Source organism: Carboxylicivirga marina (assembly GCF_016612505.1).
Taxonomy (GTDB): domain Bacteria; phylum Bacteroidota; class Bacteroidia; order Bacteroidales; family Marinilabiliaceae; genus Carboxylicivirga; species Carboxylicivirga marina.
This window is the reverse complement of record NZ_JAENRR010000002.1, coordinates 84840-100662: the sequence shown is the minus strand read 5'-3', so window position 1 is coordinate 100662 and position 15823 is coordinate 84840. Positions and strand designations below refer to the sequence as shown.

Annotated in this window: 15 protein-coding genes; all 15 read left to right on the top strand. The window is 35.6% G+C overall.

The window, feature by feature from the left end; genetic code table 11:
- The first annotated feature begins 23 nt into the window (after nt 1-23).
- The 15 genes from JIV24_RS01410 to JIV24_RS01345 all read left to right on the top strand — a co-directional run bounded on the left by JIV24_RS01410 (nt 24) and on the right by JIV24_RS01345 (nt 15597).
- On the top strand, nt 24-335 hold the full coding sequence (locus JIV24_RS01410; RefSeq protein WP_200463210.1) for an HTH domain-containing protein: 312 nt from the start codon (nt 24-26) through the stop codon (nt 333-335).
- A gap of 260 nt (nt 336-595) precedes the next feature.
- On the top strand, nt 596-805 hold the full coding sequence (locus JIV24_RS01405) for a class IIb bacteriocin, lactobin A/cerein 7B family (RefSeq protein WP_200463209.1): 210 nt from the start codon (nt 596-598) through the stop codon (nt 803-805).
- Between the two features lie 5 nt (nt 806-810).
- Complete coding sequence (locus JIV24_RS01400) at nt 811-999, top strand: class IIb bacteriocin, lactobin A/cerein 7B family (RefSeq protein WP_200463208.1); 189 nt, start codon at nt 811-813, stop codon at nt 997-999.
- A gap of 866 nt (nt 1000-1865) precedes the next feature.
- Nucleotides 1866-2351, top strand: coding sequence for a hypothetical protein (locus JIV24_RS01395; RefSeq protein ID WP_200463207.1), 486 nt, complete (start codon nt 1866-1868; stop codon nt 2349-2351).
- A gap of 924 nt (nt 2352-3275) precedes the next feature.
- Nucleotides 3276-3572, top strand: coding sequence for a Bor family protein (locus tag JIV24_RS01390; protein WP_200463206.1), 297 nt, complete (start codon nt 3276-3278; stop codon nt 3570-3572).
- Between the two features lie 948 nt (nt 3573-4520).
- On the top strand, nt 4521-5972 hold the full coding sequence (locus JIV24_RS01385; protein ID WP_200463205.1) for an FAD-dependent oxidoreductase: 1452 nt from the start codon (nt 4521-4523) through the stop codon (nt 5970-5972).
- Nucleotides 5973-6033: 61 nt separating this feature from the next.
- Entirely contained in the window at nt 6034-7218 is a 1185-nt protein-coding gene (locus JIV24_RS01380) for a DegT/DnrJ/EryC1/StrS family aminotransferase (protein WP_200463204.1), read from the top strand.
- 1088 nt (nt 7219-8306) lie between these two features.
- Nucleotides 8307-9674 (top strand): amidohydrolase family protein, encoded by a 1368-nt coding sequence (locus JIV24_RS01375; RefSeq protein WP_200463203.1) that lies wholly within the window; start codon nt 8307-8309, stop codon nt 9672-9674.
- A gap of 346 nt (nt 9675-10020) precedes the next feature.
- Nucleotides 10021-10299, top strand: a complete 279-nt coding sequence (locus JIV24_RS01370) for a transposase (RefSeq protein WP_200463202.1) — start codon at nt 10021-10023, stop codon at nt 10297-10299.
- A 425-nt stretch (nt 10300-10724) separates the two neighbouring features.
- Nucleotides 10725-11381: a proline iminopeptidase-family hydrolase gene (locus JIV24_RS22340; protein ID WP_234445663.1), complete on the top strand. Its 657-nt coding sequence runs from the start codon at nt 10725-10727 to the stop codon at nt 11379-11381.
- Between the two features lie 111 nt (nt 11382-11492).
- Nucleotides 11493-11768 carry an alpha/beta hydrolase family protein gene (locus JIV24_RS22335; RefSeq protein WP_234445662.1) on the top strand — a complete coding sequence of 92 codons (276 nt, stop codon included), beginning with the start codon at nt 11493-11495 and terminating at the stop codon, nt 11766-11768.
- Nucleotides 11769-11863: 95 nt separating this feature from the next.
- Nucleotides 11864-12394, top strand: a complete 531-nt coding sequence (locus tag JIV24_RS01360) for a CIA30 family protein (RefSeq protein ID WP_200463201.1) — start codon at nt 11864-11866, stop codon at nt 12392-12394.
- 749 nt (nt 12395-13143) lie between these two features.
- Nucleotides 13144-13659: a hypothetical protein gene (locus tag JIV24_RS01355; RefSeq protein WP_200463200.1), complete on the top strand. Its 516-nt coding sequence runs from the start codon at nt 13144-13146 to the stop codon at nt 13657-13659.
- 48 nt (nt 13660-13707) lie between these two features.
- The gene (locus tag JIV24_RS01350; protein WP_200463199.1) at nt 13708-14067 is read left to right on the top strand and encodes a hypothetical protein; all 360 of its coding nucleotides are present in this window, start codon (nt 13708-13710) and stop codon (nt 14065-14067) included.
- A gap of 351 nt (nt 14068-14418) precedes the next feature.
- Nucleotides 14419-15597, top strand: coding sequence for a hypothetical protein (locus JIV24_RS01345; protein WP_200463198.1), 1179 nt, complete (start codon nt 14419-14421; stop codon nt 15595-15597).
- Nucleotides 15598-15823 lie beyond the last annotated feature (226 nt).

Sequence of the window (15823 nt, the reverse complement as noted above, 5' to 3'; positions counted from 1 at the left end):
TTAAAAGTCCAAAACAAAACACTATGGCTAAACTAACCAAGACCATTGAACTAATGGAAAGAATTGATAAACTTATAAAGCGTCAAGCTACCGGCCCTCCGCCTGAATTGGCACAACGGCTGGAAATATCAAAAGCTTCCCTGTATCGAGTCATTGATGTAATGAGAGAATTTGGTGCACCGATTGAATATTGCCTTTATGAGCAAAGCTATGTATACACCGAAGATGTCGGATTTTATTGTGGCTTTTATTCCATGCCTTTGCAGGAAGACATAATGAAAGTAACAAACGGAGGGTTTAATAACTTAAATTGCTTAACATTTTTCACAATTTAATGTAAGCAGTCTCATTTTTTGAGACTCGCATGTTCTAATATTGCAGAGGTAACGTTACAATACCGATTAGTGATTTTATAAGCTTCAAATGCACTTCGTTTTTTGAAACTGTTAAATCATCTCTCGGCATTATACCAGAGTATTATTTTTCAATTGCTGGTATAAAATACCCCGATGGACGTCCTTGCAAAACTAACCCACCGGGGCGCAGGCCACAGCCTGCACAAAATTAATTATTTATAAACTTAAATTTTGTGAAAATGAAGAATTTAAATGAGTTAGGCGTTCAGGAGATGGATGCAAAGGAAATCAAGATTATTGATGGAGGGATTATTCCATTATTAGTAGTTGCTGCAGTTGGCTGGGGTGGCTTTGCCTTGAGATCCGCTGCAGTTGGTGCTGTAGCTGGAATGTTTAGAGAAAGAACCGGAGATAGTTATGAAAGAGGTTATGAAGCAGGTAATAATTAACAGATATGAAAGAACTAAATTTAATACGAGAGTTAGACTCAAAAGAACTTAAAGAAACTAATGGAGGTATCACACCGCTAGGTGGCGTTTTATTAGTTTTTGGAGTCATTGGAGCAGTTGAAACCGTTGCATATGGCATCGGATATGCACATGGTTGGATTGACAAACAAATTGAGAAGTATTCTACAGAATAATTAAATAAAGGCTGGTATTTATATACCAGCCTAAAATACTACTATGAAAAAAACTATCACCCTAATCATCAAGATATGTATACTATTATTCACAAGCATAGGATTTGTGAATATATGTCAGATAATTATTACAAAAATCTTTGTTTTCATTAATAGGTCCTTCATTATTTCTCACAACGAAAGCATAGTTGCCAAAATAATTGTCCTTGCTTTCTTAATCTTAATATCTATTAAGGAAGGATTTTGGAAAAGAAAAACATTCCTATAGAAATCCTACAGTACTAGTTAATCTATCAAACTTATTAGCTCATGTTCAAAATACGCATAAAAACAAAAAAGCTAATTTCATTACACCATTTTCCTTTGAAAACATAACAACATGTATCAATCAACGAAAAGAAAATCTAATACCTAAACAATCATGTATAAATACCTACTAGTCATCTTAACCTTGCTGCTTGGCCTAGCAAGCATGGTCTCTTCAGATTTTGGTTATATGGTTTCTGCAATTGTTTTATTCGTTATCGCATACAATGTAAGTACAATCAGCCATAAACCATCTATACGACAGCTTCACCTGTTCGCAGTATTATTGTTCGTTACAAGCTCAGTCAATGTACTTAGAAATTATAGTTGCCTGTTGTTAATTGAACCAATCCGAACATCTACAATAATCATGTTTTCAGTTTTTACCACCCCAAAAAAAAGGTGATTTTCGATATAATAAGGCAAAACGATTATCATCGTATAAAGCTTTCAAATTCGTTACGAAACTTCCCGTTTCGCATATAAAACATTGCATCAAAAAAATACAAATGGACAACCTGCTCCATGCTATAACTGATTTAACCTAAAAAAAGTTAACAATGAGTGATTCAAAAAATCAAATTTCTGTAACGATGACCGACGAGAGCATGTTACAAGTTAGTGACTTGCTTAAGCAAATCACTAATGCCATGCCATTTTTAATTGGCATCACACCAGAGCAGCGCAAACGACTGCCCAAAATCAATAAAAGCAATCAGAGTTTTATCAAAGATGTTGAAATGGCTATCAAAAACGATAGTAGCATTTTACCAGCATATGTTAAGCCCGATGAAATGACGAAGGACCTGAACTTGTATGACCAGCTGGAAGAAATAATTGTTCCGCTTAGTTATTTATTGGATCGCTTACGTGATACACAAACACTGGCAGGTTCAGAAGCCTACACAAATGCCTTAATGGTGTATAATATGGTGAAGGCAGCAAACAAAGCTGGCTTACCAGGTGCCAACAGCCTCTATAACCAGTTAAAAGGCCGGTTCGACAGAACCAGCACAATTAACACCGATGAGATAAGTAATAATTAATAGTTTCAGAGAATAGCATGGGGCAATGATTGCCACAGGGGGTACTTCGGAAGTACCCCCATTTTTGTTATCACCCGGGACTAATCGCTCCTAAATGGCATAGGTGGACTTGCAAATAGGAATAATGCACCTTAAAATATGAGGCATGCGATCAAATACCGGACTAAATGGCTTCTATGCAGCAGAGCGGCACTTATATATATGAAACAAGGACAAAAACATCGCATGTAGCCACTTAAAAAACAGAAAAGATAGGTACGAAACCGCATGTACCCCCTTACAAAGTGCTTGACTGTTAGCAGCCCAAAGAATGGTGCGCCATTTGCCACCATCGTTTCGCCAATAAAGCCGGCCTGTCAGCCAGGCCAGACCCCTACTCGATTTGAGGATGAGGTACATGACTAAGAGCAGCCAAACTGTCGTATAGAATTGAGGTGTGATGCTGTTTTAAAGCCCCCTGATGACAATTGTAAACGCACGACTCAATCAAGTAAGCGAATAAATGAGTTATAAAACCGCACACTTAACATACGGTGCACATTAATTATAATGCTAAATACCTAATATCACTGACTCACCCTTACTTGATGGGATATAAATCAATAGGACAGTGAAATAAAGAATATTTTTTATGAGCTAATACTACTTTACTCACGCGATAATGATTGAATTATTAGTAGTTTTATGTTGTATGACAATTTGATATATAGTATATATTAAAAACGTCAGGCGTAAAATAAATGAAATACCATAAGCGCGATATAAAGCATAGTGTGGTATATCGGTTACGTTATGGGCAATCTAGAAAATACATCATACTGAAACTAATATTAAAACAAGATAATGGAGGCCAGAAACCATTTTAAAAAAGGGGCGAATTCCGAAAAGCCTAAAGAGTAGGGCAAATAAATAATTTAAATAATAATGAAAAAAGGATTATTAAAAGTTTTAGGAGGAACCTTGTTAAGTTGTTTCTTATTGACATCATGTTACACTTACACAAGTGTAGTCGGAGATGGTGCACAAGGTAACACAGAAGTTACAGAATGGAATCACTATGTCATTTTTGGATTAGCTCCTGTAGGTGTGTCAAACAGTAAAGAAATGGCAGATGGAGCAGAAAACTATGAAGTGACAACAAGACAAACATTTGTGAACGGACTTGTTTCTGCGATTACATTTGGAATCTATACTCCAACAACTTCAACAGTGAAAAAATAAGAACTTTGAACACCGTAGGATTAAATTCTTACGGTGTTTTTAATTTTTCATTTATGAGAAAAATAATATTAGTGCTGTCAATAATAATTTCTGTAATTCTATTAATTAAAATAGTTGGAATCCTTATTAAGGATTTTAGTAGGTTGACAGAATATGGCTGGGGTTACCTTGTTGGACTATTTATTTTATTTTTAGTTTTTATGCTTGTTAGTTATCTGACAGGGAGGAAAGTAATAAAAAAAACCATAATCGAGTAGGCTGCCGATAGGCCATTAGCCTATCGGAGAACCTCTCGCACCACCCAGCGTACAGGTCTCGTACTGGGCGGTTCGTTAATCATCAATACTAAGTTCTTTTCACCTTAGTAGCTATGCTCTACTTTATGAATAGGCTAGATTCATACGAAAACTTCCTATTCTAATTTCGAGCAGATTAACGTTCAGCCCTTCACTGGTGTGTGAGTCCTCTGCATTTTTCTATGCCGCTCATTACAACTAGCTACGATGGCCTCGGCTGACTGCTCTGCTCTACCATCTCGTGATTACAGAGCTCTCCCTTGGTAAGGTAAATGTCCTTTGGTTAATCGCTGCCGGATCTACTGTTTCGGCATTTCGTTCCGTTGAACGTTCTGACGTTGGCATGATGTGTTACCTTATCCAGCGTCACTTGGAATAAACCAATTTCAACTTAGTTGCGGATGTCATGGCACAAATAGTTTTGCATCTTATGTCTGCTGTCGACTACCAACTACATTGAAACGACAGGCACCATCGTTTCAACCTGATAAACAATACTTTTCATATGCGATTCCTACTTTACTCACGCCTACTTGTGTTAATTATGTGTAGTTTTATATTATGCCGTCTAATATGACAAAAGTGAATGATCGAGGGCATGGGTGATTTATATTGAGAAATAGTAATAAATCTAGTAACTGCCTAGCACATTTTGAACGTAAAACAACATATTAACGAATACGATCTCCTAATACTAGGTGCAGGTATTAATGGCTCTATGCTATACAGGATAGCTACAGACTCTTCTAAAAAAGTATTACTATTAGATAAGAATGACTTTGCTTCAGGCTCTTCTCAAGCTTCAGGTATGATGGTTTGGGGAGGTATCTTGTACCTGCAAAATTTTGAATTCAATCTTGTCAGAAAATTATGCAAAGCCAGAGACAGACTTATTAAATACTCCAAGCATGTTTATACTCGGAGGTTCAGCTATACTTTTCTTAAAAACAGTGAAAGATCTTTTTTCATAATGCGAGCTGGCTTAGCCTTATATCGGATTCTTGGATTACTAAAGCGAGGAAAAACTAAATGCTTTGCTAACAATAAGCTTCCTTTCAACTGGTCTAAGACTCTTTTCAAAGGAGGATTGTCTTATGAAGAAGGATTTTTAAAACTGAGCGATTCACAATTCACACTGGATTGGATTTTCAGGCAAAACGCAACCGAATCAAAAGCATATAATTATACAAACATTCAATCCATAGAATGGGAAGAAAAAGAAAACCATTTTAAAATTCTGTTTATTAATTATGAAAAGGTTAAAACAACTGTATACGCAAAATCGATCGTAAATACCTGTGGCATTTGGGCTGATAATGTCAATAAACAGTTTAACATACAAACAAAGGCATCGCACCACTTAAGTAAAGGAGTTTACTTGCTTTTAAACAATCCTAAAACTCAAAAAGACGCGTTCGTTGTTGATATGGAAGAAAATAACGATACATTATGCTGGGTGCCATGGGGAAATACAATAATGTGGGGACCAACAGAAACTTCAATTATATCAGAAAAAGAACTGCCTGTTACAAAAGAAGATGTCACATTTCTTTTAGACAAGTTAAATGCTAAACTTAAAAATAAGATATCCAAGTCTGATATAATAAATGTTAGAACAGGCATCCGCCCACTTGTAAAACAAAATGATAACGAAGTAAAGTACAGTCTCGATCTAAGCCGAAAAGCCATATTCGAATCCAACAAAAAGATTCCATGGCATACTGTTTTCGGAGGGAAACTATCTGGAGGGTTAGAGTTTTCAAATGAAGTATATTACAAAATATTTAAGGAGAGCCCCAATCCTATCAATTTCAACTCAACAGTGCAAGCACCTACAACAAACGAATTTTATAATGGAATTGAATTGCCTGATGTTGATTGGACTGTAAAGAATACACAGGTGAGGTGTCTAGATGATTATTTAAGACGCCGAACTAATATTGCACAATGGATTCCAGTTGGTGGTCTTGGTTTCAAAAATGAATACCTTCACGATATAATGAAAATTAGTGAGTTGATTCATTGTTCAAAATCAGAAGCTGAATTCGATTTCAAAAAATATACAGAAACACAACGTAAAGAACGAACAACATGGGAAAACTAGCTTTACAGGGTGGTGAAAAATCTGTTCAATCTTCAACGGATACACATAAGGAACAAACACAATGGCCTCAGCTGGACAAGGTGAGTTATCCTCTATTAATTCTCTATTCGAAGATGCCAACATTTCAACTCATCCAATAATTAGAGAACTAGAAAAAGCATACCGAGAAAGGATTAGGTCAAAATATGCACTTGCACATAATAACGGCACATCTGCTTTAATGGCTGCTTTTTGGGCACTTGATTTAAAACCTGGTGACCAAATACTAGTCCCAACTGCAACTTTTTGGGCTAGTGCTCTTCCAATGATGTGGCATGGTCTGGTTCCTATCTTCTGTGAATCAGAAGACACAGAGCTTGGTCTTGATTTGGAAGATATCCGAGCTAAATGGAATCCCAATGTAAAAGCTATAGTAATTGTGCCTCTATGGGGTATACCAGGGAACTATGAAGCCATTCTCAACTTTGCTAAAGAAAAACGCTTACTTATAATTGAAGATGCTTCACATGCGCATGGAGCTCAATTTAAGAATAAGCCTGTTGGATCGTTTGGAGACATATCTGTTTTCAGCCTTCAAGGTGATAAACTTGCTCCCGCTGGCGAAGGCGGTATGCTATTGACCAATAATCTTGAATATTATAATAAAGCAATACTCTTTGGAGATATAACCCGAATAGTTGAACTCGATACTCCTGACAGTAGATTTGCTGCAACAAGTTTTGGAGTCAAAACTAGAATTGCTCCCGTATCTGCATCAATCGGGCTCAACTCATTAAAAAAGCTTGATGAAAGAAATGCCATTAGAAAGTCTAATATGATCAGGTTATCTGAAGCATTAGAAAACTATGGCTTTAACTGTTATACTGATACTGAAAACTGGAGTCGCACATATTTTGAATTTGTAGCAAGACCTCAGTTGAATAATAAAAACAAATTAACAGCAACTGAATGGGTTAAAGCTCTTCTATCCGAGGGGTGCGATGTTTCTGAACCAAGATATCCTCTATTACATGAACAGCCATTTTTCACGGAAGGAGCATATAAAAAAGTCCTTAGATTGGATGATTCACTTTGCCCTGAATATAATCCAGGAGGGTTTGATAAAACTCGAAAAGTAAATGGTGAACTAATCAAATTCCCTTGTTTTACGACTACGCATACCGATCTGCTTGACGAATATATAGATGCGATTCATAAAATTGGGCGTTCGCAAGATGTAATTAAAACAATACTAGAAAACAGTTAAATGCAATACAAAATATACAACACCCTGATGCACCTTGTACATTGGGTAATTATATTAGCATCAGTTTTTGGTTTTCTATTGACTAACTACTTGTTAATTTACCTACTACTACAGTTTCTAATTCTGTGTTCATGGTTAGGATATGGCTTTTATGACAAAAGATGGGGGCGCTGTATAATCACAGAAATACAATGGAATATAAAGGATGCGTACAAACTTCGCCCTGAAACAGAATCATATATCCAATATTGCTTGAAATACAAATTCGGAATCAACTCAAACGAATCCAAAGTCGAAGTATATATAATAGCCATTTATGCAATTACTTTCATAGCAGGCATTGGGCGGTTTTATGAAGTCCTACCCTAAGGTACTTGCTACAATCGAGTAGGCTGCCGATAGGCCAATAGCCTGTCGGAGAACCTCTCGCACCACCCAGCGTACGGGTCTCCTACTGGGCGGTTCGTTAATCATCAATACGAAGCTCTTTTCACCTTAATAGCTATGCTCTACTTTATGAATAGGCTAGATTCATACGAAAACTTCCTATTCTAATTTCGAGCAGATTAACGTTCAGCCCTTCACTGGCGTGTGAGTCCTCTGCATTTTTCTATGCCGCTCATTACAACTAGCTACGATGGCCTCGGCTGACTGCTCTGCTCTACCATCTCGTGATTACAGAGCTCTCCCTTGGTAAGGTAAATGTCTTTTGGTTAATCGCTGCCGGATCTACTGTTTCGGCATTTCGTTCCGTTGAACGTTCTGACGTTGGCATGATGTGTTACCTTATCCAGCCTGACAGCCTCGTATCAGGTTTATTCGCAGGTATATTTTAATAGGAGCTTATGATACGCTTCGCTTAATTCTGTTCGTCAGTACCAACCACGCAGTCTGGCTTACTTCAATCCCAAGGTCACCCTTGACGAGCTTGCCACTTGCTTTGCTTCAGGTCGTTAATCCTGTGCATACGGGACTTACACCCTTTGGACTTTCTTCTGTAACTAGAAGAATTTTTATTATATTTACCATTCAAGACACACACGTTAGTATGAATAAGAAATGAGCGCAAACCATTTATACTATTAACTATGAAATCAAATTTATTTAAAAAAAACGCAATTTATGCTCTAATTGGATTTTGCATTGTCTTCGCTTCATGTAGCACACCAATACAGCACGATCTGGTTATCAGCAATATAAATATTATTGATGTAGAGACTGGAAAAGTCATACAAAATCAAACAGTTGCAATAGACAGTAACCGGATATCAGAAATATATTCAAAAAAAAATGATTTTTCAGTTTCAACGCAGATCATTGATGGTGATGGCAAATTTATGACTCCTGCCCTGTGTGATAATCATATGCATATTTCATTATTAACTTCTTACGGTGGAGATACTTTGCAAAATGAATTAATTGAATTTATTCGAAAAGGGGTACTTTATTTTCGTGATGTGGGAGGTCCGGTTGATGTGTTGCAAGAGTTAAAAAGTAAAATCAGTTCCGGTAAATTGGTGGGGCCCGACATATATTTCACAGGACCGATGTTGGAAACTGGTCCATTACATTGGGAAAAACACAATGAAAAACTTCCCGGTTTTACTGTTTCGTTAGATACAAGAAAGGATGTGGATTCGCTGTTACCAGTATTAGCTGAAAAAGGTGCATCAATGATAAAGACTTTTAATAATATCAATGCTGAATTGTATCCGTACATTGTGGATGTAGCAAGGAAATACAATCTGAAAGTTGTTCATGATCCAGGATTAGCTCTTTTAAACCAGGTACCAATTAATAAGGCTCTGGAACTGGGGGTTACCAGCATCGAACATTCCACTCCAGCTTGGTGCTATATTTTAAAAGATAAATATCGTGCAGAACATGAAACACTACTTCAACAAGATTCAAATCTTCAACAACGAAGGACATTTATGTCTAAGATGGCAGATGTTGGGATTGAAACTATTTCAGAAGATCGGCTGAGAGCATTATGCACTCTTATGAAGGAGAAAAATGCAGTGTACTGTCCTACACTGGGTGTATTCAATAGCAGGTTATTAAGAATAGAGGAACAGATAGCAAATGGTAATAACGATGAGATGCTAATCAAGGAAAAAAATATATGGAATAATTTTGCAATCATAGGTAACTATATTGTCCGCAAGTTCTCGGAAAATGGAGTTAAGTTACTTGTAGGTCAGGATAATATAGTGCCTGAAGGAACTGTAAAAGAAATGATATTCATGAATAAAGCAGGTGTGTCTAACATAGAAGTGCTGAGAGGAGCAACCCTCTATGCTGCTGAATGGTTGGGATTAACGGAGAAGTATGGATCAATTAAGCCCTCCAAAAGAGCTGACATGCTTATTCTTAATACTAATCCGCTTGACGATATTGCCAACATGAATGACCTGTTTATGGTAATTCAACATGGGAAAATTGTTAATCAATAAGGTTTACTAGAAATGAAATATTATTTTAATTCAAAAAGGAAAAGTAATTTGTCTTATCAAGACTTATCCAGCATTTATAATACAGATAATTAATAACACATGCTAACACCCTAGTATAAACCAATTGGCGTTCGTGAGGATTTGGAGGTGACGTTGGTTAATCGACCACCGCCAAATCTTTGATTTGGCTTTATAAAAAAGGTAAAAACAAATAAAAGATTTGGCTCAGAGAGTGTTTGGTGGTAAGGTTTCGTTAAATCGCCAACGCTTCATTCCGCCAACCGTCAGACTGTCTAAAAACCTATCTACTAAGAATCACGAGATCAGTTTTTTTGTATCTTCAGGTATGAAATACATCCAAGGTCAAAACCGCTCTCAAATTCAATTATTCACCCTTACGCTTGATGATGCTATTGAAGCTGATAATGAAGTCAGGTTGATAGATGCCTTTGGGTCACATCTTGATTTAGAAGAGTTGGGATTTGATATGCAAGCTGGGGAGAATGGACGCCCAAGCTACCACCCTGGTGATTTATTACGATTGTTTATTTATGGATATCTAAACCGCATTCGTTCATCACGCTCCCTTGAAAAAGAGTGTAAACGTAATATTGAAACCATGTAGCTGCTAATAAAGCAAGAATTGAAGCAAACCCGAAACTTTATAAACGCAGACAGGCCATTGTGGAGCATTCCTATGGTACCATTAAACGTCAATGGGGTTTTGATCATATCATAACAAAAAAGTCTATTAGCAGAGCCAGCGCAGATGTTGGCTTCATAATGACAGCCTATTGTCTCTTAATTAATATTGTGCGGTTAGATTTGTTAATAGGTGTTTTAAGCCTATTTAATGCGTTTAAAAAGGTCAAAAACGCTATATATGAGCATGATTAGTTATTTGGAAGAAATGAACGTAAAAACACATTCCCTTTTTAACTCTCAGAACTTAAAGCTATATTTAACTAATAATGCGCTAGCATAAATCGTTTTTAGACAGACTGTCGTTGTAGTGCATTTTAGAAGACATAGTAACTAAAACCATATATTATGAAGATCTTTTGGTTGTTTTATTTATTATTTCTAATCACTCAGAGTTGTTCCAATATTCAGGATACCAACAATGGTAAAGTAACAGAAAGTAGCTATTTTGATTATTCCGGCCGGGATGATAAATTGAGTGGGGGAGCCAGAATGATCCCGATTAATACACCTTCCGGTGAATATAAGGTTTGGACTAAAAGAGTCGGGAATAATCCTAAGATAAAAGTACTTTTACTTCATGGGGGGCCGGGTTCAACTCATGAATTTTTCGAATGTTTTGACTCTTATTTTCCTCGTAAAAATATTGAATATTATTACTACGATCAGCTAGGGTCTGCATATAGTGATCAGCCAGATGATTCCAGCTTATGGAATCTGGAAAGATTTGTGGATGAGGTAGAACAGGTGAGAGTTGCACTTGAGCTCGACAAATCAAATTTCTACCTGTTTGGCATTTCATGGGGTGGAATTCTTGGGATTGAATATGCTTTGAAATACCAAGAAAATCTAAAAGGACTGATTATTTCTAATATGGTATCATCAATACCTCTTTATAATAAATATGCAAGTGAAGTACTGGGACCTCAGCTTCCTCGTGAAGTTTTAAAGGAAGTAAAAGAAATTGAAGCAAAAGGAGAATTTGATAATCCGAAGTATATGTAACTTCTGAGAAAACATTACTATTCTAAACATTTGCTTCGAATTCCTGAGAAAGAGTGGCCGGAGCCGATATCTAGAACTTTTGCCAAGGGTAATCATGCATTGTACTTAGCAATGCAAGGTCCCAGTGAATTTGGAATTGTTGGTGATGCAAAATTGAAGAATTGGGACAGAAGTAAGGACTTGAGTAAAATAACAGTTCCTACATTAACAATTGGAGCTAAATATGATACAATGGACCCTGAGCATATGAAATGGATGTCTACTAAGGTTAAAAATGGGAAATATTTATATTGCCCAAATGGAAGTCATTCTGCTATGTATGATGATCAGGAAGCATATTTCAGAGGTTTGATTAGTTTTATTAAAGATGTGGATAGGAAAAGATAAAAAATACCGAACTACAATTCAACACGCTATTATAGCACATGCTATTGCACAGTGCCATATAGCGAGACCGTTGTAAATAATAAAAACAATTTATTATGCAGTGCTTAATTTATATAACAATAATATTAACCTATATGACCTCACACATAATCTTTGATTTTAACAAAAAAACAAACATTGAAAACTGGATAATTGTTGATGATGTTGTGATGGGAGGAAAATCATCAGGTACCTTTAAGTTAAGTGCTGAAGGCCATGGTGTTTTTGAAGGTGCTATATCACTGGAGAACAATGGAGGATTCTCTTCTGTCCGTTATAGGTTCGAAAAAACACTAATTAGGGAGTCTACTAAGATTATTCTTAAGATTAGGGGAGATGGTAAAAAATATCAATTTAGGATAAAATCCAATTCTGATGATTATTATTCCTACATATCACCTTTTTCGACAACGGGAGAATGGCAAGAAATACAAATTCTTCTAAAAGATATGTATCCTTCTTTCAGGGGTAGAAAACTTGACCAACCAAATTTTTCGAATGACTATATTGAAGAAATAGCCTTTTTGATCGGGAATAATAGTCAAGAAGAATTTAAGTTCTTGATAGATAAAATAGAATTAAAATAAATTGATATTCAAAAAAAATAGAAACTATTTAAAACATAAAATACACACCATTAAAACGGACGTTTATTCAAGTGGTTATACCCAATTTGGAATTCCAAGCTGCCAATGAATTCATTAAAGAAATTGTTTTGGATAAAGTAGAAAACGAAAAATAAAATCGACTCTTACGTTGAAATCTATCGAAGTAACTTCCTGCGATTTGTTGTGAGAAAGAATAGATTTAAAGTCAAGCGTCTGAATTCCAACAGTCTGAAATTGATATTTTTCTGGGTTTTTGATAGAGTTACATATCGAATGGCTCACAGACAATTGGCTATAAAATACACTGGCATTAATTCTTTAAGTAATGAAGTATTTAAAGAACAAAAAAGGCTATTAAAGCTAATAAATGAAGAGTATGAAGGTTGGTGTGAACAGAAAGATTGCAGATTAAGAAAAACTGGGTACAACACGCTGCAATTGTGCATTCGCGCTTAAAGCATATTGGTAAGTCTTTAGCTTCGGCTCCACACAATTTGAAAGTTTAGTAAGACCAAATTCCCTTACACACCATGCGGCAGGCCGTTAGGCTTAGCCATGACCCGAATACCGAGAGTTCAACTCTCTGATAATAGAGCCATATTAATAGTGACAGACAGGAAAAATAACACTCCATTGATCCTTAAATTATTTATAAGAACATAAATCTGAAATATCAATTAGCTTTGCTATTTGTCTTTAATTCTGTACCTTTAATAAAAATTATTGGTATGAAAAGGGTACTACTTTTTATATTAGCAATCGTGATTTTTACCACATGTGAAAAGGAAGACAATCCCACCCCTTCATCTACAGATACCTTTCGCATCTCTCAAATGGCCAGAATAACATCAGAATATATTTCAGAATCTCATTTTTCTTATAGTGGTAACAGGTTAGTTGAAATAAATGAATACAGGTCGGACGAAAGCGGTGAATTGATTCTAAACGGCACGTCCGTATTCAATTACAATGGAAACTATGTAACAGCAGATATTACAACTGTCAATTATTCGGGTGTATTTGCACCTGTATCATACCGTGAGTATGAAATTGATAATGGGCAGGTAATTGGATGTACAGGTATATGGGGAGATGATTATTACAACTACACCTATTCCGGAGATAAAATTACAGAAATGGTAGAAGATAGAATTGACGATATTTCAAGAGAAAAAAAGGATGTTTTTAAAATCATCTTTGAATACAATAACGACCTGTTAACAAAAGCTAATACATTTTCATGAGAATATAATCTAAATGGAAGCTATGGCGATTACCAGCCAAGTGGTAAAATGATTAGAACCTATTCCGGCACAAAAGTAATTTCAGAGGTTTCATATGAAATTGCTGATTCTGGGGAATTCCTTAAAACTACAGAAAAAGAATATTCATACAGTAATGATAATGTTCTAGGGGAAGAATACAGTGTTTACAACACACATACTGTTCCCATTGAAATAAAACATTTCGAGACCGCAATTTCAACGTTTAATTCACAAGGCTTTTTATTAGAAAGAAAAGTGTATGATGAATCAGGAGAGCTAAAAGAAACAATTACATTGAAATACGAACAAAAAGAGGGTAATGAAATGCTGTTGTTGCTACCTCCACATTTTCTGTTAATAGATTATCCATATACATTAAGATTATAATTAAGTTATACTACTAGTTAAATTATCAGTACATATAGCCTATGCACAACAATGTAAAAAAAATAGCTATTAATAGCTATTAGTCTGGCTTTTGCACAAGCAATGAACATCACCAAAACTTCTGTTTTGGTAAGCAATAAAATTAAATTTATAACCAAAATAAAAGCTTCGGCTCATGCATGGGGATAGTGAGGTGGTTTCTAATTCGGCTACTATTCTTATACGAGGCCATTAGGGCAAATTTTACGCAAACTCACATAATTTGAACAGGTAAAATAGCAAAATTAAGATTGATTAGAAGGACATTACTGTAAAATGTATCCATTAAGTAAACCTAAAAATAAATAGTATATGAAACGATTTATATTAATGGTTCTGTGCTTTCTTTTTTTCATCCAATTGAAAAGTCAAGAAGTAATGCAACTGGAACATTCACTTAGATGGGTATCAGAATATAACTTCCCTAATCTTCTGGAAAATAAGAGTTTTGAACATGAGCTGATTCAAAAAATAAAGAGTCGGCTTTCACAAAAGCTTGCCACAGATCAAATTAAAATGCCTGACCATATAAATTATCGATTAATCAATGCTTTCGGAAAATCAAAGATCAAATTTCCGAAAACAAGCACTAAGGAAACCCAAATTGCCATTACCTCGGCTATAACCCGAAGTACAGTTGGTTTTAGAATTCTTTGGAGCATGCATGTAATTGTTAAATCAGGGAAAAAGATAATACTGGATAATACCATGCAACACGAATTGGAACCTTTCTCGGTTAGTATAAGATTAAGCAATAAAGCTTGGTTGGACGAATCTAGTTTTGCCAACGTCTTCATTCAATTACTTGAAGAGTGCCTTGGTCAAAGAGAATATGCAAATAAGGTGATTACGCTAGGTTCTTTAGATATGGTCAAAAAACAGGTGGAACAACAAATTCAAATTGATAAAGAATATACTTTGGCAGTTTGCGGAGCCATGATGAAAGAAAGCAATGCTTTATACCGATTATTAAAAGATTCGGCAATCATAAACGAATTTTATTATAAAGAAGGATGGGATAAGGGAACGGGCGGATTACTAACATCGGAGTATATAGTAAAAAGTCTATTTTCAAGTTTAACAGGCATTGAATTGTATTACAGTTACGAGTCAACGCAAGTAAGACAAGGTACTATTACAACAATAAGTGGTAACAAACAGAGAGTAAAGTTAGAATGGCTAGCAGAATTAACAGAAGAAATATCCAGCGATGAAATTGTGGAGGGGAAGATTATTTCTCCGATAACAGGTCAACTGCATCAAAAAGAATCTTTAACCGCGCAGTTTGTATTATATTTGGAACATGAACCAATAGAAATCAAATGGAGAGACGCACATTTTAAGATGGGAACCGAGGATTGGATGGAATCTAAATATTCCATAGTTGGAGAATACAATAATCAACCCTTTGAATTGGTATATAAAGAAATTGACGCTTATGTAAGTATTTTTTTGGGGGGGTATAGAAGTAGCTGTTCTTTCTTTAATTAATGTGAATCCTAAAAGTAATTCTTCAGCAGGGGTATCCTTATCGAAAAATAAAGTTTTTATAACTGAAACAACCACCACTATAGGGAAACCTAAAATGGACATTAAAAGTGCCGAAATGTATCCTTTATATTCAACAAACCAAATATCCGATGAACAGGTATCAGAAATAGGATATCTTTTGCTGTTACTATTTTTTACTATTGGACAAATGGGTTAAATACATAAA

What these genes read in the sequence shown, in the direction of transcription:
- JIV24_RS01360 (WP_200463201.1), top strand. Translation starts at nt 11,864, where the DNA reads ATGCAGTGCTTAATTTATATAACAATAATATTAACCTATATGACCTCA.
- JIV24_RS01355 (WP_200463200.1), top strand. Translation starts at nt 13,144, where the DNA reads ATGAAAAGGGTACTACTTTTTATATTAGCAATCGTGATTTTTACCACA.
- JIV24_RS01395 (WP_200463207.1), top strand. Translation starts at nt 1,866, where the DNA reads ATGAGTGATTCAAAAAATCAAATTTCTGTAACGATGACCGACGAGAGC.
- JIV24_RS01390 (WP_200463206.1), top strand. Translation starts at nt 3,276, where the DNA reads ATGAAAAAAGGATTATTAAAAGTTTTAGGAGGAACCTTGTTAAGTTGT.
- JIV24_RS01400 (WP_200463208.1), top strand. Translation starts at nt 811, where the DNA reads ATGAAAGAACTAAATTTAATACGAGAGTTAGACTCAAAAGAACTTAAA.
- JIV24_RS01380 (WP_200463204.1), top strand. Translation starts at nt 6,034, where the DNA reads ATGGCCTCAGCTGGACAAGGTGAGTTATCCTCTATTAATTCTCTATTC.
- JIV24_RS01375 (WP_200463203.1), top strand. Translation starts at nt 8,307, where the DNA reads ATGAAATCAAATTTATTTAAAAAAAACGCAATTTATGCTCTAATTGGA.
- JIV24_RS01345 (WP_200463198.1), top strand. Translation starts at nt 14,419, where the DNA reads ATGAAACGATTTATATTAATGGTTCTGTGCTTTCTTTTTTTCATCCAA.
- JIV24_RS01350 (WP_200463199.1), top strand. Translation starts at nt 13,708, where the DNA reads ATGATTAGAACCTATTCCGGCACAAAAGTAATTTCAGAGGTTTCATAT.
- JIV24_RS01410 (WP_200463210.1), top strand. Translation starts at nt 24, where the DNA reads ATGGCTAAACTAACCAAGACCATTGAACTAATGGAAAGAATTGATAAA.
- JIV24_RS01405 (WP_200463209.1), top strand. Translation starts at nt 596, where the DNA reads ATGAAGAATTTAAATGAGTTAGGCGTTCAGGAGATGGATGCAAAGGAA.
- JIV24_RS01370 (WP_200463202.1), top strand. Translation starts at nt 10,021, where the DNA reads ATGAAATACATCCAAGGTCAAAACCGCTCTCAAATTCAATTATTCACC.
- JIV24_RS22335 (WP_234445662.1), top strand. Translation starts at nt 11,493, where the DNA reads ATGCAAGGTCCCAGTGAATTTGGAATTGTTGGTGATGCAAAATTGAAG.
- JIV24_RS22340 (WP_234445663.1), top strand. Translation starts at nt 10,725, where the DNA reads ATGAAGATCTTTTGGTTGTTTTATTTATTATTTCTAATCACTCAGAGT.